Consider the following 19,974-nt stretch of genomic DNA (forward strand, 5'->3'; position numbering starts at 1 on the left):
AGACCCTGATGCACGACGAACGCCGCCGGATCGAGGAACGCGTCGAGCGCGTCCACAACCAGCGCATCAAGCCCGCGATCTACTCGGCCACCGTTCCCTTCGAGGTCGAGGCCTGGCAGGCGCCGGGCGAGCCGGTCTCCTTCGAGGAGGCCGCGGCCGCCCGGTACCAGCCCTTCGCGATGGACACTCCTTGGGGACCGCCCTGGGGCACCACCTGGTTCCGGATGCGCGGACAGGTGCCCGCCGAGTGGGCCGGACGACGCGTCGAGGCGGTCATCGACCTCGGCTTCGTGGGGGACTGGCCCGGCAACCAGGCCGAGGCCCTGGTCCACCTCGCCGACGGCCGCCCGCTGAAGGCGGTCAACCCGCTCAACCAGTACGTGCCGATCGGCAACCCGGTCGCGGGCGGCGAGAAGATCGACTACCTCGTCGAGGCCGCCTCCAACCCGGACATCCTGGCGAACGACTTCGCGGTCCCGACCCCGCTCGGCGACGTGCTGACGGCCGGCGACAAGCCCCTCTACACCTTCCAGCGCGCCGACATCGCCGTCCTGGACGAGGAGGTCTGGCACCTCGACCTGGACCTTCAGGTGCTGCGCGAACTCATGGTCCACCTCGGCGAGCACGAGCCCCGCCGGCACGAGATCATGCACGCCCTCGACCGGGCCATGGACGTCCTCGACCTGGACGACATCTCCGGCAGCGCCGCGGCCGTACGCGAGGTCCTCGCCCCCGTCCTGGCCAAGCCCGCCCACGCGAGCGCCCATGTCGTGTCCGGTGTGGGCCACGCGCACATCGACTCCGCCTGGCTGTGGCCGATCCGCGAGACCAAGCGCAAGACGTCCCGCACCTTCTCCAACGTCACGTCCCTCGCGGACGAGTACGACGACTTCATCTTCGCCTGCTCGCAGGCCCAGCAGTACGAGTGGGTGCGCGACAACTACCCGCACGTGTGGGCCCGGATCCAGGAGTCGGTGAAGAAGGGCCAGTGGGCGCCGGTCGGCGGCATGTGGGTCGAGGCCGACGGCAACCTGCCCGGCGGCGAGGCCATCGCCCGCCAGCTCATCCACGGCAAGCGGTTCTTCATCGAGCACTTCGGCGTCGAGACCAAGGGCGTCTGGCTGCCGGACTCCTTCGGCTACACGGCCGCCTACCCGCAGCTCGCCAAGCTCGCCGGCAACGAGTGGTTCCTGACCCAGAAGATCTCCTGGAACCAGACCAACAAGTTCCCCCACCACACCTTCTGGTGGGAGGGCATCGACGGCACCCGCATCTTCACCCACTTCCCGCCCATCGACACCTACAACGCCCGCTTCAGCGGCGAGGAGATGGACCGCGCGGTCCGCAACTACTCCGAGAAGGGCGGCGGTACGCGCTCCCTCGCGCCCTTCGGCTGGGGCGACGGCGGCGGCGGTCCCACCCGCGAGATCATGGAGCGGGCGCGCCGGCTCGCCGACCTGGAGGGCTCGCCCAAGGTCGTCGTGGAGCACCCGGACGAGTTCTTCGCCAAGGCCCGCGCCGAGTACGAGGACGCCCCCGTCTGGAACGGCGAGCTCTACCTGGAGCTGCACCGCGCCACCTACACCTCCCAGGCCCGCACCAAGCAGGGCAACCGACGCAGCGAACACAAGCTGCGCGAGGCCGAGTTGTGGGCGACGACGGCCGCGCTGCACGCGCCGGGCTACAGCTACCCGTACGAGAAGCTCGACCGCCTCTGGAAGACGGTCCTGCTGCACCAGTTCCACGACATCCTGCCGGGCTCCTCGATCGCCTGGGTGCACCGCGAGGCGGAGGCCGAATACGCCCGCGTCGCCGAGGAGTTGGAGACGCTGACGGCCGAGGCGGTCGCGGCGCTGGGCGGGGGGCAGGCCCGCGTCTTCAACACGAGCCCGTTCGAGCGCGCCGAGGTGGTCCGTACGGCCGAGGGCGCACCGGCGTATGTCACGGTGCCCGCGAGCGGCAGCGCGCCCCTCGCGTCGCAGGAGCCCGCGCAGCCGGTGTCCGTCACCGGCCGTGTCCTCGACAACGGCCTGGTCCGCGTCGAGGTCGCCGAGGACGGCACCCTGTCGTCCGTGTTCGACCTGCGGGCGAACCGAGAAGTCCTCGCCGACCAGGGCAACCTGCTCCGCCTGCACACGGACCTGCCCAACTACTGGGACGCCTGGGACATCGACAAGCACTACCGCAACCGCTACAAGGACCTGCTGGAGGCGGAGTCCCTGACCGTCGTCGAGGACGATCCGCTCATCGGCGCGATCCGGGTCACCCGCGCCTTCGGCAAGGGCTCCAAGCTCACCCAGACGATCACCCTGCGCGCCGGCAGCCCCCGGATCGACTTCGAGACCGAGATCGACTGGCACGAGGCCGAGAAGATCCTCAAGGCGGGCTTCCCGGTCGACATCCGCGCCCCGCACTCGTCCGCCGAGATCCAGTTCGGTCACATCCAGCGGCCCACCCACACCAACACGAGCTGGGAGGCGGCCCGCTTCGAGGTCTCCGGCCACCGCTGGGTGCACATCGCCGAGCCCGGCTACGGCGTCGCCGTCATCAACGACTCGACGTACGGCCACGACGTGACCCGCACGGTCCGCGAGGACGGCGGTACGACGACCCGGGTCAGCCTCAGCCTGGTGCGCGCCCCGCGCGTCCCGGACCCCGAGGCCGACCAGGGCATGCACCGCTTCACCTACTCGCTGCTGCCCGGCGCGAGCATCGAGGACGCCGTCGCCGAGGGCTACGCCCTCAACCTCCCGCTGCGCGTGGCGGACGCCGCCGGCGCGCCCGAGCCGGTCGTCTCGGTGGACGGCGACGGTGTGACCGTCGAGGCGGTCAAGCTGGCCGACGACCAGTCCGGCGACGTCGTCGTACGCCTCTACGAGTCGCGGGGCGGCAGGGCACAGGGCGTGGTGCGCACCGGGTTCCCGCTGGCCGGTGCGCAGATCACCGACCTCCTGGAGCGCCCGCTGGAGGTCGCCGAGGTCGACGGCGGAGTACCGGTCTCGCTGCGCCCCTTCCAGGTGCTGACCCTTCGCCTCCAGCGCGCCGAGGTGCACTGATGGCGATGCAACCCTGGTTCACCGACGCCAAGTTGGGGATCTTCATCCACTGGGGCATCTACGCCGTCGACGGCGTCCAGGAGTCCTGGTCGTTCTACGACGACATCGTCCCGTACGACCGGTACATGTCCCAGTTCGACCGGTTCACCGCCGCCCGCTACGAACCGCGCGACTGGGCGAAGCTCTTCGCGCGGGCCGGCGCCAGGTACGCCGTCCTGACCAGCCGCCACCACGACGGCGTCGCCCTGTGGGACACGGCCCACGGCGATCTGAACGTGGGTCGCGACCTGATCGCCGGCTACGCCGACGCCCTGCGCGAGCAGGGCCTCAAGGTCGGCCTGTACTACTCCCACTCGGACTGGAGCCACCCCGACTACGCCTCCACCCGCAAGCCCGGCCGCCCGCCGGAGCTGGAGGACAACCGGTACTCCGAGGTCGCCGCCGAGGACGAGGACCTTGCCGCCTGGGAACGCTTCCTCGGCTACCGGGACGGCCAGATACGGGAGTTGGCGTCCCGCTACAAGCCGGACCTGATGTGGTTCGACGGCGAGTGGGACCGCAGCGAGGAGCAGTGGCGCATCCCGGAGCTGGCCGCACTGATCCGCTCCGAGGTGCCGGACGTCGTTTTCAACGCCCGCATGCTCAGCGAGGGCGACTACGCCACGCCCGAGCAGGGCGCCCCGGTCGTCCCGCCCGACGGCCCCTGGGAGCTGTGCCTGACGATCAACGACTCCTGGGGCCATCAGCACCACGACCACAACCACAAGTCGGTCGACCAGCTCATCCGCTACTTCACCGAGACGATCGGCGGAGGCGGCAATCTGCTGTTGAGTGTGGGCCCGCGTGAGGACGGCATGATCCCGGCCGAACAGGCCGAGAAGCTGGAGGGGCTCGGCGACTGGATCGCCAAGCACGCGGAGGCGGTATACGGCACCGGACGCGGCCTGCCGGCCGGGCACCACTACGGCCCCAGCACCCTCTCCAAGGACCGTCGCACCCTGTACCTGATGCTGTTCGACGCCCCGCGCGCCGAGATCAACGTACGCGGGCTGCTCGGCGGGGTACGGCGGGTCACGGTGCTCGGCAGCGGCCGGGAACTGGCCCATCGGGTCACCGGCGGTCTGCACGAGACACCCGGGGTGCTCTGGATCGAACCGCCCGCCGGGGCGGACCTCGACCCGCACGCCACGGTGCTCGCGGTCGAGCTGGACGGGGAGCTGGAGCTGTACCGGGGCTCGGGCCGCTTCTGACCCACCACGCTGCGGTTCATTCGGGCCGGTCGGCCGCCGCCCCGTGACAGCGGTCGGCCGGCCCGAATCCCCCGTGCTTCCCCCGTGGTGGTGCTTCCCCCGTGTTCCCTCGGTCCCCCGTTGTTCCCCCGTTGCCTTTCACTCTTATGAGCACGGCGTCGGCGCCCTGATACACCCTCCCGGGAAAAAACTTTCCCGGGAGGGCGACCGGGGCCTCAGCCGGTGAACCCGGCCGTGATCGAGGTGAACTGCCAGTTGCTCTGGCTGATCCCGGAGCAGTTGCTCGTCACGCCGCCGCCGGGGCACGGCCGGTCGCGGTTGACCGACCAGAACGCGAGGCGGGCGATGTGATGGGAGTTCGCCCAGTCCCGGATCTGCGTCCAGGTCGCGGGCGAGGTGAGCTCCTGCTGGTCGGACAGGCCGTTCATGCCGGAGATGCCGATGTGGGCGTAGGCCGTGGCGTCGTCCCACCCGAAGGTGGACTTCAGCTTGTTCTTCAGCCCCTCCGAGGCGTTCACGGTGTTGCCGTACATGTCGGCGCCGCCGCCGAAGTCGAACGGCATGATCGTGAAGACGTCGATGTCCGCGTTCAGCGCCTTGGCCTGCTCGATGAGCCGGTTGCCCCAGTACGTCGGGCCGGTCGTGGAGGTGCCGAAGGTCAGGATGGTCCGCAGGCCCGGGTTGTTCGCCTTGACGATCTTCAGGGCGTTCAGGATCCGGTCCTGCACGGTCGCGTTCTCGAACTCGTCGGTGTTCTCGATGTCGACGTCGATCGCCTTCAGCCCGTAGGCGTCGATGACCTTCTGGTACGCCCCCGCCAGCGCCTCGGCGCTGGAGCAGTTCGGCCCGAGCTTGTTGCCGCTCCAGCCGCCGATCGACGGCACGATGTCACCGCCCGCGGACCGGATGGAGTTGATCACGCTCTGGTCGTTGCCGCCGGTCAGCGGCCGTGACCCGTCCCAGGCGGGGTTGCAGCCGCCGGAGGAGAGGATGAACGCCATCGTGTACCACTTGATCCCGGTCGAGCTCATCACCGAGGTCGCGCTCGGCGGATCGCCCCAGCCCAGGTACAGATACGGCGCGGCCTGCTTGAAGCCGGTACCGCCACCGCCGCCCGCGTCCGTCGTGACGGAGACGGCATTGGAGGCGGCCGACACGTTCCCGGCCGCGTCCCGTGCCTTCACCGTGAACGTGTAGCCCGTGCTGGGCGACAGCCCGCTGACCGTGGCGCTCGTACCGGAGACGCTGAGCACCTGGGTGGAGCCGCGGAAGACGTCGTACCCGGTCACCCCGACATTGTCCGTCGAGGCGTTCCACGCCAGCGACACGCTGGACGAGGTCTTGCCGGTGGACCGCAGACTGCCCGGCACGCTCGGCGCCTGGCTGTCGGAGCCGCCGCCCGGCCCGTCGAGGCTGATGTCGTCGGCGTAGTAGGTGCCCTGGGCGTACCAGCCGTGCACATACACCTGGGCGCTGGTCTGGGAGGCGCCGGTCGTGAAGGACAGCGACAGCCGGCTGTACGCCGACGGCGACGACGTCCAGGTGGAGGCGCCGCCGTCCACACCGAGGTAGACGTAGGACCCGCGCACCCAGCCGCTGAGGGTGTAGGCGGTGTTCGGCTGCACCGCGACGGTCTGGCCGCACTTGGCGATGTCACTCGAACTGACCGCCCCCGCAAGGGCTCTGGACCCGCCGTGCACGGGCGAGGAGACGACCGACCCGAGGTTGCCGGTGCAGCTCCACGGGGAGAGCCCTCCCGACTCGAAGCCGGCGTTGGACAGGACGTTGGCCGCTTGGGCCGTACCGGGAAGGGCGACGGCTCCGGTGATCGCGAGAGCGGTGGAGCCGAGCAGTGCCAGAAGTCGACGTCTCAGACGTCTGAGGGGTTGGTTGCGCACGTGATCTCCCTGGGAAAGTGGGGTGTTCGGGAGTGCACAGATGCAGAGATGTGCAGAGAGGTGCGCAGACCAAGTTGGTATGGACCAATTCCGGTGTCAAGCTCTGACACAGGGATTGGTCCATACCGAAGGTGTGATGAGCGGCAGAACAGCTAGAGCGGCAGTACCTGAGCCGCCCCGCTCTTCTCGACCGATTCGACCGGCGTGGGCGCCGGTACGGCAGGCAGCAACGGCTCCGTCTCCTCCGCCGCACGCTGCTGCGGAATGGACACCGGCCTGAGCTGCCGCGGCCCCGAGACGACCGTGTAGTCCTGCCCCAGGAACGGCGGAACGACCTCGCCCGGGTCCTCGCCGAGCGCCAACTGCACAGCCAGCCAAGGCACATTGACGCCGCACAGCGAGAGCTGGTGCAACCCGCCCGCAGGGCGCGTGTTGACATCCATCAGCACCGGCGTGTCCCCGAACATCCGGAACTGGATGTTCGACAGGTAGTGCAGCCCGAAGCCTTCCGCGATCAGCCGCGCCGGCTCCAGCCACTGCTCCTGGAGCGTGAACCCACGCCGGCGCCCGCTCTTGCTGCGTCCGATCGCCAGCCGCACCCGGTTGTCCGGCCCGGTCAGGCAGTCCACCGACACCTCCGGCTGCTCCAGCCGCGGCATCACCAGCCAGTCCACCGGCTCGTCGGTCCGCCGCAGGGCGTCCACCACCAGGTCAAGCTGCACATAGGGGGTCGGGAACCCGCTCAGGTGCATCAACGAGAACGGGGATCGCGTGATCACCCGGAAGCCCACCCCGCCCGCGCCGGACGCCGGCTTGAAGCAGGCCTTGTGCCCGGCCTCTTCCAACTCCTCTACGGCGGCGACGAGTTCGTCGGCGTTGCGCACCCGCCACCACGGGGGCACCGGCACCCCGACGGCCTGCACGGCCTCGTACGCGATCACCTTGTCCTGGAAGACGGCCACGGCCTCCGGCGGCGGCGCGAGCAGCGCCGTACCGACCGCCTCGAACTCCGCGCGGTGCGCCACGATCGCCGACTGGTGCAGCCGGGGCACGAACACGTCGATGCCGCGGCGCCGGCACTGGGCGAGGGCGTACTCCACGTACCCGGCCGGGGACAGGCCCTCCGGCTCCAGCTCGGCGGTGTCGGCGGCGGCCAGCACGGGCGAGTCGGCGTCCCCGTGCGTCGCATGGATCTCCACGGCCCGATCGCTGGGATTTCGCCGGAGCTGATCCATGAAGAACACGTTCTCCGCGTACGTGCGGTTGAGCCAGACGCGTACGCGAGAGACCATGCAGGGCCGTCCTTTCGGGGTTCGCGGGCACGCCGAAGCAGGCCCGTGCCCGGGCAGGGTGGTTGGAGGGACACCAAACCGCCCCTTGCGAAGGGACGTTCACGGCGGTGGTGTTGGGGCGATCATACGGGTTTCAAGGGGGGCCGCGTGCAACGTACGTGTTACGGAATTGCGGATGCCTCCTGACCGTCCGGAACACCCGAGGTACTCCTGACGGTGACGACGTGATCCGACCTTGTACCCGTGGGGCACTCTGTGTTCTGGTGGTCCTGTTCGAGTGATCGTTCCGTGTGATCGGAAGGGGCGAAGGTGACGTCGACGGCCCGCGGTGCCGGAAAGCTGCTGGCCATCAGCGACCTGCACATCGGATACGAGGAGAACCGCGCCCTCGTGGAGAAGATGCGCCCCGACTCGGACGACGACTGGCTGCTCGTCGCCGGCGACGTGGCGGAGACCGTCGCCGACATCCGCTGGGCCCTGAAGACGCTCGCGGACCGCTTCGGCAAGGTCGTCTGGGCACCCGGCAACCACGAGCTGTGGACCCACCCGAAGGACTCGGTCACCCTGCGCGGCGTCGAGCGCTACGAGCACCTGGTCGAGGTGTGCCGCGAACTCGGTGTGACGACCCCCGAGGACCCCTACCCCGTCTGGGAGGGACCCGGTGGCCCGGCCGCGGTGGCGCCGCTGTTCCTGCTGTACGACTACTCCTTCCTGCCCTCCGGCTGCGCGACCAAGGAGGAGGGGCTGAAGTACGCGCACGGCACCGGGATCGTGTGCAACGACGAGTACCTGCTGCACCCCGACCCCTACCCGACCCGCGAGGCCTGGTGCGAGGCCCGGGTCGCCGAGACCGAACGCCGGCTCGCCGCGCTGCCCGAGGACCTGCCCACCGTCCTCGTCAACCACTACCCGCTGGACCGGCATCCCACGAACGTGCTGTGGTACCCCGAGTTCGCGATGTGGTGCGGCACCCGGCTGACCGCCGACTGGCACCGCAGGTTCCGCGTCGAGACCATGGTCTACGGCCACCTCCACATCCCGCGGACCACCTGGCACGAGGGCGTCCGCTTCGAGGAGGTGTCGGTGGGGTACCCCCGCGAGTGGCGCAAGAGACCGGACCCGCCGGGCCGTCTGCGTCGCATTCTGCCGAAGGAGGGCACGGCCCGTTGATCGAGGAACTGCTGCCGGACCCGGTGGTCACCGTCGAGGCGTACGGCAACGGCGAGCACGCGGGCGCGGCCCTGTACCCCGAGGAGGAGGCCGTCGTCGCCAAGGCGGTCGACAAGCGCCGCCGGGAGTTCGCCGTCGTACGCTCCTGCGCGCGTCGCGCCATGGAGAAGCTCGGCGTGCCCCCGCAGCCGATCCTGCCCGGTGAACGCGGCGCCCCCGGCTGGCCGGCCGGTCTGGTCGGCAGCATGACCCACTGCGACGGCTACGGCGCCGCAGCCCTGGTCCGCGCCGCCGATCTGGCCTCCCTCGGCATCGACGCCGAACCCCACCGGACGCTCCCGGAGGGCGTACTGCCCGCCGTCGCGCTGCCCGCCGAGTCGGACCGGCTGCGCAGGCTGGCCGGCGACCACCCGGATGTCCACTGGGACCGGCTCCTGTTCAGCGCCAAGGAGTCCGTCTACAAGGCGTGGTTTCCCCTCACCGGCAAGTGGCTGGACTTCACCGAGGCCGACATCGACGTCTTCGCCGATCCCGGTGAGCGGCACAGCGGCGGACTGCGCGCACGGCTCCTCGTGCCGGGCCCGCTGGTGGGCGAGCGCCGGATCGACGTCTTCGAGGGCCGGTGGACCGTCCAGCGGGGGCTGGTGGCGACCGCGGTCAGCGTGCCCCACACCTGAGCCCCCGCCAGGCGCCGCGACCCGCTAGGGCTCCGCCGGGCACCAGCTCGTCAGCAGCCGGAAGAACGCCTCCTCGTTGCCCGTCAGACCCGCGGCCGCCAGAGCCTGTTCCGCCTCGGCGAGCACGGCGGGCGGCACCATGGGTGGCCGGCCCTTCCCGGGCGGACCGTCGAACGCGGCTCGTACGGTGTGCAACAGCCGCAGGTAGGCCTGGACGGCGGTGCGCTCGCGATCGGTCAGTACGGCAGTGGGCATCGGTCGGCTCTCCCCAAGTCGGCGTCGTCGCGTCACGCCCGCACATGAGGGCGCACCACCAGCTTGCCGTCCACCACTGACAATCGGGCCCGTCCACATCGGCGTTCGCCCGCTTAGCGGAGGCGAAACCTCCCCGAAATCCCTGGTGGGAAAGGCGTCCTACGCTGAGAGGAAGGGCTTTCGGCCGCGCGCGCGGCCGGGGCGATGCGGCACGAACGGAGGTGGGCGCATGGCCGACGTCCAGGGGCGGCGCGCTGCGCGCGCCGTACGGCTGCGTTCGGTGGGCGACAGGGAACTCGCGTTGCAGTACCGCGTCGTGCACGGCTACCGGCGTGCCTTCCGCATGGCCGGCGAGGGGCCGGTCCTGGTGCTGATCCACGGCATAGGAGACTCCTCCGACACCTGGGCCGAGCTGATCCCCGACCTCGCCCGGACGCACACCGTGATCGCCCCCGACCTGCTCGGCCACGGCGCCTCGGACAAGCCGCGCGCCGACTACTCGGTCGCCGCGTACGCGAACGGCGTGCGCGACCTGCTCACCACGCTCGGTGTCGAGTCGGCGACCCTGGTCGGGCACTCGCTGGGCGGGGGCGTGGCGATGCAGTTCGCCTACCAGTTCCCCGAGCGCACCGAGCGGCTGATCCTGGTCAGCGCGGGCGGCGTGGGCCGCGAGGTCAATCCGGTGCTGCGGCTGGTGTCGCTGCCCGGCGCGCATCTGCTTCTGTCGACACTGCGGCTGCCGGGTATGAAGCTGCAAGTGGGGCTGGCGGTACGGCTGATGAAGCTCCTCGACACCGATCTCGGGCAGGACGCGCCGGAACTGCTGACCCTCGTCGACGCCCTGCCCGACGAGACCTCGCGCAACGCGTTCGTCCGTACTCTTCGAGCGGTGGTCGACTGGCGCGGACAGGTGGTCACCATGCTGGACCGCTGTTATCTGACCGAGGGCATGCCGACCATGCTGCTGTGGGGCGACCGGGACAGCGTGGTGCCGGTGCGGCACGCCTACGGTGCGCACGAGGCGATGCCCGGCAGCCGGCTGGAGATCTTCGAGGGGGCGGGCCACTTCCCGTTCCACACCGACCCGGCCCGTTTCGTGGCGCTGGTCGAGGAGTTCACCAGTGCCACGTCCCCCGCCGACTGGAGCCGCGAGAACTGGCGCGAGACGCTACGCGCGGGGCGGCCCGGCACGGCGGCGGGGCAGCCGGACACGGCCCGTTCCCGCGCGGTCGAACGGGAGCTGCGAGAGGCGAGCGAGCGCAGCGCGACCTGATCCCGGTCGCCGCCCGGCGCGCCTCCGATCAGCCCTGCGGCCCCAGATAACCCAGCGACGCCTCGATCCGCCCCGCCAGATGGTCCCGCTGCCCCCGCACCGAGGAGTCCGCCAGCCAGGTGCGGCACCTGCTGGCCAGCAGCAGGCCGAAGCTCTCGGCCTCCTGCTCCTCGGCCTCGTCGAAGCGGCTACGGGCAGCGACCTTCAGCACGGTGGAGCGCAGGTCGGCCTCGTCGCTGAGCAGCCGGGCCGCGACGGAGGCGCCCTCGATGCTGTGGGTGCAGTGACCTGCCTTCATGTGCCACAGCTCGTGGCCGAGGATCACCAACTGGTGGTCGGGCGCGGTGCGTTCCTCGATCACGACCAGGTCCTGGTCGGCCATGTCGAGCCACAGCCCGCTGGCGGTGCCGGCCGGGAAGGCGGCCGTACGGAAGTGGACGGGACGGCCGCGGCGTCTGCTCATCGCGTCGCACAGCGCGCCGTACAGCATGCCGGGCGCCGCGGGCGCGGGGAGCTCCAGCTCCGCGACCAACTCGCCGCACAGGCGGCGCATTTCCCTACCGATGCCCACAGATCTCCCGTCTCCCCGGATCACGACTCGGGTCGCTTGACGCTCTCCAGGAGCATGTCCAGCCACTCGGCGACCTTGTCGCGGTGCTGGTCGGTGGGCAGTTGGGCGGCACGCCACGCTATGCCGCGCACGCCGTGGTCCTGGAGGAGCTTCTCGAGCGGGTCCTCGGCCGCCTGGGCCGCCTCGCGCTCGGCGAGTTTCTGGAGCAGGTCCTGTTCGGTGCGCTGGAGGGAGCCCGCGAGCGCCTCGGGGTCCTCGGCGGTGAGGAATCCGGCGTGCACCCGGAAGAAGCGCTGGATGGCGTCGCAGTGTTCCATGGTGGGACGCCGGTCGCCGTTGATCAGGGCGCCGGCCTGCTGCCGGGACATGCCCGCGCCGTCGGCGATCTCCTGCTGGGTGTACTTACGGCCGTTCGGCTTCAGCCGGGTCCGGCGCAGCAGGTCGAGCCGCTGGAGGAAACGCTCCTGCACGTCGGGCTCACCTGCGGGACGGCCGCTCAGCAGGGCCTTGACGACCGGCTCCGGGACGCCGGAGGCGACGGACAGCCGCCCGGTGTCGCAGACCTCCGCGTGCGACACGCCGAGCCGGTCGGCGAGCGCGGTGACACGGGCGACGACGGCCGGCAGCGCTACCGTCGGCGTGGCGCCCGAACCCTCGAAGCCATCCGTCACCGGCAGATCTCCTACGTCTCTCACAGGCTCCTCACAAGCCCTTCCCGTGAACTCGACGGACATTACCGGGTAGTTCGAACTCACATCCAGGTCTCGCCACAACTGTGGCCAATTTCAGCCGTCAACAGGCATGAAATGCCACGATAGTTGACACGGCTCGGGCTCGGGCAGCAGGATCGGGGCGCCGCGTGAAGGCCCGCAAAGGCAAGAGGGGTGACCTCCCGATGGCATATCAGGCAGGTGGGGAGCGGTCCGTGCCGCGCCCCGTCCTCGAGAGGCCACAGGCCCAGGCCTATCTGCGGGACTACGCCGCCCTCGTGGAAGCCGTGCCCTTCCCGTCCGTGGTGCTCGACCACCGCTGGGACGTCGTTCTGGCGAACACCGCTTTCGCGTCACTTTTCCGCGGTGTGGGCTCGCACCCGACGGCGATGCCCGGCGACAACTTCCTCAGATTCGTGCTCTTCCACCCGGACGCGAGCACGGTCCTCGGCGAGCACGAGTCGAGCTGGTGCCTGCCGATGCTGGCCCACTTCGCCGCCGCCGTGGAGCGGCACGGCCACGACCACGGGTTGCAGGCCATCCGCCGTGACATCGCCCAGGACCCCATCATGGAGGCCGCCTACCGGCAGGGCCTGCCGCACTGGATCCGCGCGGTCGGCGAGCAGGCCGTCGCCCGGGACGGCGCCGTACGTCCGCTGCTGCACCCCGACCCGCGCTGGGGCGCGACGGAGTGCCGGGTCGTCGACGAGACGCCGAGGACCCTTGAGGAGATGGGGTACACCCGGCTGACGCTGGTGCTGCGCGAGCTGCGCCGCGAACGGCCCCGGACGCGAGGGGCGCGCCGTGGTGCCGCCCATCTGCGCGTCGTGCCCGCCACCGAGAACTGAACGGGGCACCGTCGGCGTTCAGGTCGCCGGCGGCGCCCCGTCAGCGCGCGGGGAGGTTCGGCCCGGCGGCGTCCTTCGGCGCGCTCCCCTTTTTTTGGTGAGGCGGCGGCTCTTTCTGCGGGGTGACCCTTTCTATGGGGGACGCCTTCTGTGAGGCGACGCTTTTTGTGAGGCGACGCTTTTTGTGAGGCGACGCCCGTCGGGACCATTCCGTCTCTGAGTGGTGTGTGACATAGTACTGGCGTGAGCAAGCGACTGACCTGCGACGTCGTGGTCGTCGGAGCCGGCATGGTGGGTGCGGCCTGCGCGCTGTACGCGGCCAGGGCGGGCCTGGACGTGATCATCGTCGACCGTGGCCCGGTGGCGGGCGGCACCACCGGCGCCGGTGAGGGCAACCTCCTCGTCTCCGACAAGGAACCGGGCCCCGAACTGGACCTCGCCCTGCTGTCCGGCCGTCTGTGGGCAGAGCTGGCGGGGGAGTTCGCAGCGGCCGTCGAGTACGAGGCGAAGGGCGGTGTCGTCGTGGCATCGTCCCCGGGCGGGCTCGCGGCGCTGGAGCGGTTCGCCGACGGACAGCGCGCCGCCGGGGTCGTCGCCGAACCCGTCGCGGGCGATGCCCTGTACGCCCTGGAACCCCACCTCGCCCCCGGTCTGCCGGGCGGTGTCCACTACCCCCAGGACTGCCAGGTCATGCCCGCCCTTGCCGCCGCCCACCTCGCCCGCGGCTCGGGCGCTCGCCTGTTCACCGGCCGTACGGTGACCGGCGTACTGCGCACGCGGGCCGGCGCGGTGCGCGGGGTCCGCACGGACAAGGGCGACATCCACGCCCCGGCGGTCGTCAACGCCGCCGGCACCTGGGGCGGTGAACTCGCCGCACTCGCGGGCGTGCCGCTGCCCGTCCTCCCGCGCCGGGGCTTCGTCCTGGTCACCGAACCCCTCCCGCGCAAGGTCCGCCACAAGGTCTACGCCGCCGACTACGTGGCCGACGTCGCCAGCGACTCGGCCGCGCTCCAGACCTCCCCGGTCGTCGAGGGCACCGCGGCGGGCCCGATCCTGATCGGCGCGAGCCGCGAACGCGTCGGCTTCGACCGGGCCTTCTCGCTGCCCGTCGTACGGGCGCTGGCGGCGGGCGCGACGCGGCTGTTCCCGTTCCTGACGGACGTCCGCGCGATGCGCGCCTACCTCGGCTTCCGCCCGTACATGCCCGACCACCTGCCCGCCGTCGGCCCCGACCCCCGTGTGCCCGGTCTGTATCACGCGTGCGGCCACGAGGGCGCCGGCATCGGACTGGCCACCGGCACCGGCCACTTGATCGCACAGGCCCTGACCGAGCAGACCCCCGAGCTGGACCTGACGCCGTTCCGTCCCGACCGCTTCGCCGAGGAGGCCGTATGAAAACCCCCCTGGAGCTCGCCGACGCCCATCCGGGCCCGGCCTTCACGGTCACCCTGGACGGGCGCGAGATCCAGGCCCTGCCCGGACAGACGGTCGCCGCCGCGCTCTGGGCGGCCGGGGTCGTCTCCTGGCGGACCACCAGGGGAGAGGGCCGTCGGCGCGGCGTCTTCTGCGGTATCGGGGTCTGCTATGACTGTCTGATCACCGTCAACGACCGCCCGAACCAACGGGCCTGTCTGGTGCCATTGCACCCGGGCGACGCGATCCGGACCCAGGAAGGGACGGGTCACCATGACTGACCGCGACCGTGAGCGGGCGGCGGTCCCGCACCTCGCCGTGATCGGCGCGGGGCCCGCCGGGCTCGCCGCGACCGTCGCCGCCGCTGCCCGAGGTGTCCGGGTCACGCTGATCGACTCGGCCGCCGAGGCGGGGGGCCAGTTCTATCGGCAGCCGGCCGCCGGGCTTCGTGCCCGCAGGCCCGAGGCCCTGCACCACCAGTGGGGGGCGTGGGAGCGGCTGCGGGACGCGCTGGCCGGGCACGTGGAGGCAGGCCGCGTACGGCATTTGACGGATCATCACGTCTGGTTCGTCGAGCGCCTGCCCGACGGCGGTTTCACCGTGCACGCCCTGCTCGGCCCCGAACAGCAGGAGCCTGCCGAGGTGCGGGCCGACGCCGTGCTCCTCGCCACCGGCGGCTACGAGAAGGTGCTGCCCTTCCCCGGCTGGACCCTCCCGGGCGTCGTCACGGCGGGTGGCGCCCAGGCCATGCTCAAGGGCACCCTCGCGACCTCCGGGCGCACCGCGGTCGTCGCCGGGACCGGCCCGCTGCTGCTCCCCGTGGCGACCGGGCTCGCCGCGGCCGGCGTCGCAGTGGCCGCCCTCGTCGAGTCGGCCGACCCGAAGGCTTTCGTACGGCGCGCCCGAGCATGGGCTGCACAGCCCGCAAAGGTCGCCGAAGGCGCGCAATACGCCTCCCTGTTGCTGCGACACCGTGTGCGGCTGCTCGCGCGGCACACCGTCGTCGAGGCGCACGGCACCGAGCGGCTGGAAGCCGTGACCGTCGCCGCGCTCGACGTCGACGGGAGGGTCCGGCCCGGCACCGGGCGCCGCATCCCCTGCGACACCCTCGCCGTCGGCCACGGGATGCTCCCGCACACCGATCTCGCCGAGACGCTCGGCTGCCGTCTCGACTCACTCGCCGTACGCGTGGACGACGAGCAGCGCACCGACGTGCCCGGCGTGTGGGCCGCGGGGGAGACGACCGGCGTCGGAGGGGCGGCGCTCTCGCTCGCCGAAGGGCACATCGCCGGGCGTTCCGTCGCCGCCTGTTTGCGAGGTGTGCGGCCCGACCCGGCCGGATGGGCGGCGGTGGCCGAGGTCCGTACCCGACTGCGTGCGTTCTCCGCCGCGCTCGACTCCGTGTACGCCCCGCCGGCGCGGTGGGCAGAGCGGATCACCGACGACACCGTCGTCTGCCGCTGCGAGGAGGTCACCGGCGGTGCGATCCGTGCGGCGGTGGCGGAGTTGGGCGCCGGGGACGCGAGGACCGTGAAGCTGCTGACCCGGGCCGGGATGGGATGGTGCCAGGGGCGGGTGTGCGGGCCGGCGGTCGCGGGCCTCGCGGGCTGTGAACTCGCCGCTTCGCGCAGGCCCTTCGCCCGGCCCGTGCCGCTCGGCGTGCTCGCGCGGGCGGGGGAGAGGGAGGACGACTGAGCGCCGTAGTCATCGGGCGCCCGGGCAGCAGTCCCAAGTTCAATGCAATGTCACACTCCACTGAGAGGGAACCGAGATGACCGACCTGACCGTCACCGAACACCGTCCCTGGCGCGGCGTCCTGGTCGCCACCGCCCTCCCGCTCGACGACGATCTCCGCGTCGACCACGGCAGGTACGCCGAGCACTGCTCCTGGCTGGTCGAGAACGGCTGTGACGGTGTCGTGCCGAACGGCAGCCTCGGGGAGTACCAGGTGCTCACCCCCGAGGAGCGGGCGAAGGTCGTGGAGACGGCCGTCTCCGCGATCGGCGGCACGCGTGTGATGCCCGGTGTGGCCGCCTACGGTTCGGCCGAGTCCCGGCGCTGGGCGGAGCAGGCCCGTGACGCGGGCTGTGCGTCCGTGATGCTGCTGCCGCCGAACGCCTACCGCGCCGACGAGCGCTCCGTCCTCGCCCACTACGAGGAGGTCGCCGGGGCGGGCATCCCGGTCGTGGCGTACAACAACCCCATCGACACCAAGGTCGACCTCGTCCCCGAACTGCTCGCGAAGCTGCACGGCGAGGGGTACATCCAGGCGGTGAAGGAGTTCTCCGGCGACGTCCGCCGCGCCTACCAGCTCGCCGAACTCGCCCCGGAACTCGATCTGTTGATCGGTGCCGACGACGTCCTGCTGGAGCTCGCGCTCGCCGGCGCCAAGGGCTGGGTGGCCGGCTACCCGAACGCGTTGCCCCGTTCCACCGTCGAGCTGTACCACGCCGCCGTCGGCGGCGACCTCGGCACCGCCAAGAAGCTCTATGAGGAGCTGCACCCGCTGCTGCGCTGGGACTCCAAGGTCGAGTTCGTGCAGGCGATCAAGCTCTCCATGGACATCGTCGGCCGGCACGGGGGACGCTGTCGTCCACCACGGGTGCCCCTGCTGCCGGAGCAGGCGGCCGTGATCCGCGCCGCCACCGAGAAGGCCGTCGCCGCCGGGCTCGCGTGAAGGAGGCTGGTCCAATGCGCAGCAAACTCGTCCTGCACGCCGTCGACTCGCACACCGAGGGCATGCCCACCCGCGTGATCACCGGTGGGATCGGGACCGTCCCCGGCGCGACCATGAACGAGCGGCGCCTGTACTTCCGTGAGCACCGCGACGACATCAAGCAGCTCCTGATGAACGAGCCGCGCGGCCACTCGGCCATGAGCGGCGCAATCCTCCAGCCGCCCACCCGCCCCGACTGCGACTGGGGCGTGCTCTACATCGAGGTCTCCGGCTATCTGCCGATGTGCGGGCACGGCACGATCGGGGTCGCGACCGTGCTCGTCGAGACCGGCATGGTCGAGGTCGTCGAGCCGGTCACCACCATCCGGCTCGACACCCCGGCGGGCCTCGTCGTCGCCGAGGTGGCCGTGGAGGACGGCGCGGCCAAGGCGGTCACCCTCCAGAACGTGCCGTCCTTCTCCGTCGCCCTCGACCGCAAGATTGCCCTCGCCGACGGGCGCACGGTGACATACGACATGGCGTACGGCGGCAACTTCTACGCCATCCTGCCGCTGGAGCAGTTCGGGCTGCCCTTCGACCGCTCCCGCAAGGACGACATCCTCCAGGCCGGCCTCTCCCTGATGGCGGCGATCAACGCCGAGGAGGAGCCCGTCCACCCTCAGGACCCGTCCATCCGCGGCTGCCATCACGTCCACCTGATCGCCCCCGGCGCCACCGCCCGGCACTCCCGGCACGCGATGGCCATCCACCCGGGCTGGTTCGACCGCTCGCCCTGCGGTACGGGCACGAGCGCCCGCATGGCGCAGCTCCACGCACGGGGTGAACTGCCGTTGCACACCGAGTTCGTGAACGAGTCCTTCATCGGCACCCGCTTCACGGGCCGGCTCCTCGGCACCACCGAGGTCGCCGGCCGCCCCGCCGTCCTGCCCAGTTTCACCGGCCGCGCGTGGATCACCGGGACCGCGCAGTACCTGCTCGATCCGTCCGACCCGTTCCCGGCCGGGTTCGTGCTGTAGGGAAGGGGCCCGGCAGGGCACCGGAGCCGGGGATAATGGCGGTTACCGCGTGACGGTAGCGCGTGACATTGCACCAGCTAGGAGACACCGCATGGCCGCCCAGCGCACCGGCGCCCCGTCCACCGCAGCCGCCCCGGCGCTGCCGAGTCTGGGCGGCAGGAAGAGCAGCTACCGGGAGCGGGTCGCCGACGCCCTGCGGGCCGCGCTGATCGCCGGGGAACTGCTCCCCGGCGAGGTGTACTCGGCGCCCACGCTCGCCGCCCGCTTCGGCGTCTCGGCGACGCCGGTGCGCGAGGCCATGCTGGACCTGGTCAAGGAGGGCCTGGTCGACACGGTCCCCAACAAGGGGTTCCGGGTCACCGCCGTCTCCGAGAAGCAGCTCGACGAGTACACCCACGTCCGGGCGCTCATCGAGGTCCCGACGGTGGTGGAGCTGGCCCGCACCGCCGACAAGGTCTCCCTGGAGGCACTGCGCCCCGCCGCCCGGGAGATCGTCCAGGCCGCAGTCACCGGTGACCTCATCGCGTACGTCGAGGCCGACACCCGCTTCCACCTCGGCCTGCTCGCCCTCGCCGGCAACGCCCACCTGGTCGAGGTCGTCGGCGACCTTCGCAAGCGCTCCCGGCTCTACGGCCTCACCGCACTCGTCGAGGCCGGTCGCCTCCTGGCCTCCGCCGAGGAGCACCTCGAACTCCTCGACGCGCTGATCGCCCGCGACGAGAAGGCCGTACACGAGGTCATGACCCGCCACCTGGGGCATGTCCGCGGACTCTGGGCGGCGAAGAAGGAGAAGGCAACGTAACGCAAGCGGCTTGCGCTTCTTGCGCTATTCTTGCGTGTATGACGCGACGACTTGCTGAGGTGGCGAAGAAGGTCGGGGTCAGCGAGGCCACGGTCAGCCGGGTGCTCAACGACAAGCCCGGTGTCTCCGAGGCCACCCGGCAGGCGGTGCTCTCCGCGCTGGACGTCCTCGGCTACGAGCGGCCCACACAACTGCGCGGCGAACGCGCCCGGCTCGTCGGTCTGGTGCTGCCCGAGCTCCAGAACCCGATCTTCCCGGCGTTCGCCGAGGTGATCGGTGGCGCGCTCGCCCAGCTCGGCCTGACGCCGGTGCTGTGCACGCAGACCAAGGGCGGGGTGTCCGAGGCCGACTATGTCGCGCTGCTGCTGCAACAGCAGGTCTCCGGGGTGGTGTTCGCCGGCGGGCTGTACGCCCAGGCCGACGCACCGCACGACCACTACAAGGAGCTCGCCGACCGCAACATCCCGGTGGTGCTGGTCAACGCGGCCATCGAGCACCTCGGCTTCCCGGGTGTGTCCTGCGACGACGCCGTGGCCGTCGAACAGGCCTGGCGGCACCTGGCGTCGCTGGGGCACGAGCGCATCGGATTGGTGCTCGGGCCGGCCGACCACATGCCGTCGGCGCGCAAGCTGGCCGCCGCGCGCGGCGTCGCCGGCGAGCTGCCCGAGGAGCGCGTGGCGCGGGCCATCTTCTCGATCGAGGGCGGGCACGCGGCCGCCTCCCGGCTGATCGACCGGGGCGTCACCGGCATCATCTGCGCGAGCGACCCACTGGCGCTCGGCGCGATCAGGGCCGCCCGCCGCAAGGGACTTGACGTCCCGTCGGAGATCTCCGTGGTCGGGTACGACGACTCGGCGTTCATGAACTGCACGGAACCCCCGCTCACCACCGTCCGCCAGCCCATCGAGGCCATGGGCAGGGCGGCGGTCGAGTTGCTGAACGCGCAGATCGGCGGCACCGCCGTACCTGCGGACGAGCTGCTCTTCGAGCCGGAGCTGGTGGTGCGCGGCTCCACGGCGCAGGCCCCGCGCGCCTGACGCCCGGCCCTCGCCCACTCCGTCGTCCC

The 19,974-nt window shown here is 71.3% G+C and carries 18 protein-coding genes; 13 read left to right on the forward strand and 5 right to left on the reverse strand.

The genetic code is table 11. The features are described 5' to 3' along the window. Positions 1–8: 8 nt before the first annotated feature. Positions 9–3,056: an alpha-mannosidase gene (locus tag ACZ69Q_RS04315; RefSeq protein ID WP_471036087.1), complete on the forward strand. Its 3,048-nt coding sequence runs from the start codon at positions 9–11 to the stop codon at positions 3,054–3,056. Beyond that, positions 3,056–4,306, forward strand: a complete 1,251-nt coding sequence (locus tag ACZ69Q_RS04320) for an alpha-L-fucosidase (RefSeq protein WP_471036091.1) — start codon at positions 3,056–3,058, stop codon at positions 4,304–4,306. The genes ACZ69Q_RS04315 and ACZ69Q_RS04320 overlap by 1 nt, the downstream gene beginning before the upstream one ends. Before the next feature lie 215 nt (positions 4,307–4,521). Here the strand turns inward: ACZ69Q_RS04320 and ACZ69Q_RS04325 are convergent, their stop codons facing one another. Together ACZ69Q_RS04325 and ACZ69Q_RS04330 are read right to left on the reverse strand one after the other, a co-directional pair. Next, the gene (locus tag ACZ69Q_RS04325) at positions 4,522–6,204 is read right to left on the reverse strand and encodes a carbohydrate binding domain-containing protein (RefSeq protein WP_471036096.1); all 1,683 of its coding nucleotides are present in this window, start codon (positions 6,202–6,204) and stop codon (positions 4,522–4,524) included. 152 nt (positions 6,205–6,356) lie between these two features. Continuing rightward, positions 6,357–7,496, reverse strand: a complete 1,140-nt coding sequence (locus tag ACZ69Q_RS04330; RefSeq protein WP_471036099.1) for an ATP-grasp domain-containing protein — start codon at positions 7,494–7,496, stop codon at positions 6,357–6,359. A gap of 309 nt (positions 7,497–7,805) precedes the next feature. Between ACZ69Q_RS04330 and ACZ69Q_RS04335 the strand changes: the two genes are divergently transcribed. Further along, positions 7,806–8,666, forward strand: coding sequence for a metallophosphoesterase family protein (locus ACZ69Q_RS04335; protein ID WP_471036103.1), 861 nt, complete (start codon positions 7,806–7,808; stop codon positions 8,664–8,666). Next, entirely contained in the window at positions 8,663–9,343 is a 681-nt protein-coding gene (locus ACZ69Q_RS04340) for a 4'-phosphopantetheinyl transferase family protein (RefSeq protein WP_471036105.1), read from the forward strand. Before ACZ69Q_RS04335 ends, ACZ69Q_RS04340 begins: the two co-directional genes overlap by 4 nt. A gap of 24 nt (positions 9,344–9,367) precedes the next feature. Here the strand turns inward: ACZ69Q_RS04340 and ACZ69Q_RS04345 are convergent, their stop codons facing one another. Then, positions 9,368–9,598, reverse strand: coding sequence for a hypothetical protein (locus tag ACZ69Q_RS04345; protein ID WP_471036108.1), 231 nt, complete (start codon positions 9,596–9,598; stop codon positions 9,368–9,370). A 229-nt stretch (positions 9,599–9,827) separates the two neighbouring features. On the opposite strand from ACZ69Q_RS04345, the gene ACZ69Q_RS04350 reads away from it, so the two are divergent. Continuing rightward, entirely contained in the window at positions 9,828–10,871 is a 1,044-nt protein-coding gene (locus ACZ69Q_RS04350; protein ID WP_471036111.1) for an alpha/beta fold hydrolase, read from the forward strand. A 28-nt stretch (positions 10,872–10,899) separates the two neighbouring features. Here ACZ69Q_RS04350 and ACZ69Q_RS04355 read toward each other — a convergent pair whose 3' ends face one another. Next, a complete protein-coding gene (locus ACZ69Q_RS04355; protein WP_471040050.1) occupies positions 10,900–11,424 on the reverse strand; it encodes a toxin-antitoxin system, toxin component in 525 nt (174 codons plus the stop codon). 38 nt (positions 11,425–11,462) lie between these two features. Then, on the reverse strand, positions 11,463–12,113 hold the full coding sequence (locus ACZ69Q_RS04360; RefSeq protein ID WP_471040053.1) for a helix-turn-helix domain-containing protein: 651 nt from the start codon (positions 12,111–12,113) through the stop codon (positions 11,463–11,465). A 224-nt stretch (positions 12,114–12,337) separates the two neighbouring features. Here ACZ69Q_RS04360 and ACZ69Q_RS04365 point away from each other — a divergent pair, with 224 nt between their 5' ends. The 8 genes from ACZ69Q_RS04365 to ACZ69Q_RS04400 all read left to right on the forward strand — a co-directional run bounded on the left by ACZ69Q_RS04365 (position 12,338) and on the right by ACZ69Q_RS04400 (position 19,945). Then, positions 12,338–13,000, forward strand: coding sequence for an MmyB family transcriptional regulator (locus ACZ69Q_RS04365; RefSeq protein ID WP_471036113.1), 663 nt, complete (start codon positions 12,338–12,340; stop codon positions 12,998–13,000). 243 nt (positions 13,001–13,243) lie between these two features. Further along, complete coding sequence (locus ACZ69Q_RS04370; RefSeq protein ID WP_471036116.1) at positions 13,244–14,395, forward strand: NAD(P)/FAD-dependent oxidoreductase; 1,152 nt, start codon at positions 13,244–13,246, stop codon at positions 14,393–14,395. Continuing rightward, positions 14,392–14,694 (forward strand): (2Fe-2S)-binding protein, encoded by a 303-nt coding sequence (locus ACZ69Q_RS04375; RefSeq protein ID WP_471036119.1) that lies wholly within the window; start codon positions 14,392–14,394, stop codon positions 14,692–14,694. Before ACZ69Q_RS04370 ends, ACZ69Q_RS04375 begins: the two co-directional genes overlap by 4 nt. Then, a complete protein-coding gene (locus ACZ69Q_RS04380) occupies positions 14,687–16,108 on the forward strand; it encodes an FAD/NAD(P)-dependent oxidoreductase (protein ID WP_471036122.1) in 1,422 nt (473 codons plus the stop codon). Before ACZ69Q_RS04375 ends, ACZ69Q_RS04380 begins: the two co-directional genes overlap by 8 nt. A gap of 85 nt (positions 16,109–16,193) precedes the next feature. Then, positions 16,194–17,090 carry a dihydrodipicolinate synthase family protein gene (locus ACZ69Q_RS04385; RefSeq protein ID WP_471040056.1) on the forward strand — a complete coding sequence of 299 codons (897 nt, stop codon included), beginning with the start codon at positions 16,194–16,196 and terminating at the stop codon, positions 17,088–17,090. A 14-nt stretch (positions 17,091–17,104) separates the two neighbouring features. Further along, positions 17,105–18,106: a proline racemase family protein gene (locus ACZ69Q_RS04390; RefSeq protein ID WP_471036125.1), complete on the forward strand. Its 1,002-nt coding sequence runs from the start codon at positions 17,105–17,107 to the stop codon at positions 18,104–18,106. Positions 18,107–18,197: 91 nt separating this feature from the next. Next, positions 18,198–18,908, forward strand: coding sequence for a GntR family transcriptional regulator (locus tag ACZ69Q_RS04395; protein WP_471036128.1), 711 nt, complete (start codon positions 18,198–18,200; stop codon positions 18,906–18,908). 38 nt (positions 18,909–18,946) lie between these two features. Beyond that, positions 18,947–19,945 carry a LacI family DNA-binding transcriptional regulator gene (locus tag ACZ69Q_RS04400; protein ID WP_471036132.1) on the forward strand — a complete coding sequence of 333 codons (999 nt, stop codon included), beginning with the start codon at positions 18,947–18,949 and terminating at the stop codon, positions 19,943–19,945. Positions 19,946–19,974: the final 29 nt, after the last annotated feature.

It is taken from the genome of Streptomyces sp. NPDC036764, assembly GCF_055609385.1.

Bases quoted from the DNA above. Each gene is read 5' to 3' on its own strand.
- ACZ69Q_RS04365 (WP_471036113.1), top strand. From the start codon at position 12,338: ATGGCATATCAGGCAGGTGGGGAGCGGTCCGTGCCGCGCCCCGTCCTC.
- ACZ69Q_RS04320 (WP_471036091.1), top strand. From the start codon at position 3,056: ATGGCGATGCAACCCTGGTTCACCGACGCCAAGTTGGGGATCTTCATC.
- ACZ69Q_RS04400 (WP_471036132.1), top strand. From the start codon at position 18,947: ATGACGCGACGACTTGCTGAGGTGGCGAAGAAGGTCGGGGTCAGCGAG.
- ACZ69Q_RS04375 (WP_471036119.1), top strand. From the start codon at position 14,392: ATGAAAACCCCCCTGGAGCTCGCCGACGCCCATCCGGGCCCGGCCTTC.
- ACZ69Q_RS04350 (WP_471036111.1), top strand. From the start codon at position 9,828: ATGGCCGACGTCCAGGGGCGGCGCGCTGCGCGCGCCGTACGGCTGCGT.
- ACZ69Q_RS04355 (WP_471040050.1), bottom strand. From the start codon at position 11,424: ATGCGCCGCCTGTGCGGCGAGTTGGTCGCGGAGCTGGAGCTCCCCGCG.
- ACZ69Q_RS04345 (WP_471036108.1), bottom strand. From the start codon at position 9,598: ATGCCCACTGCCGTACTGACCGATCGCGAGCGCACCGCCGTCCAGGCC.
- ACZ69Q_RS04395 (WP_471036128.1), top strand. From the start codon at position 18,198: ATGGCCGCCCAGCGCACCGGCGCCCCGTCCACCGCAGCCGCCCCGGCG.
- ACZ69Q_RS04315 (WP_471036087.1), top strand. From the start codon at position 9: ATGCACGACGAACGCCGCCGGATCGAGGAACGCGTCGAGCGCGTCCAC.
- ACZ69Q_RS04390 (WP_471036125.1), top strand. From the start codon at position 17,105: ATGCGCAGCAAACTCGTCCTGCACGCCGTCGACTCGCACACCGAGGGC.
- ACZ69Q_RS04380 (WP_471036122.1), top strand. From the start codon at position 14,687: ATGACTGACCGCGACCGTGAGCGGGCGGCGGTCCCGCACCTCGCCGTG.
- ACZ69Q_RS04330 (WP_471036099.1), bottom strand. From the start codon at position 7,496: ATGGTCTCTCGCGTACGCGTCTGGCTCAACCGCACGTACGCGGAGAAC.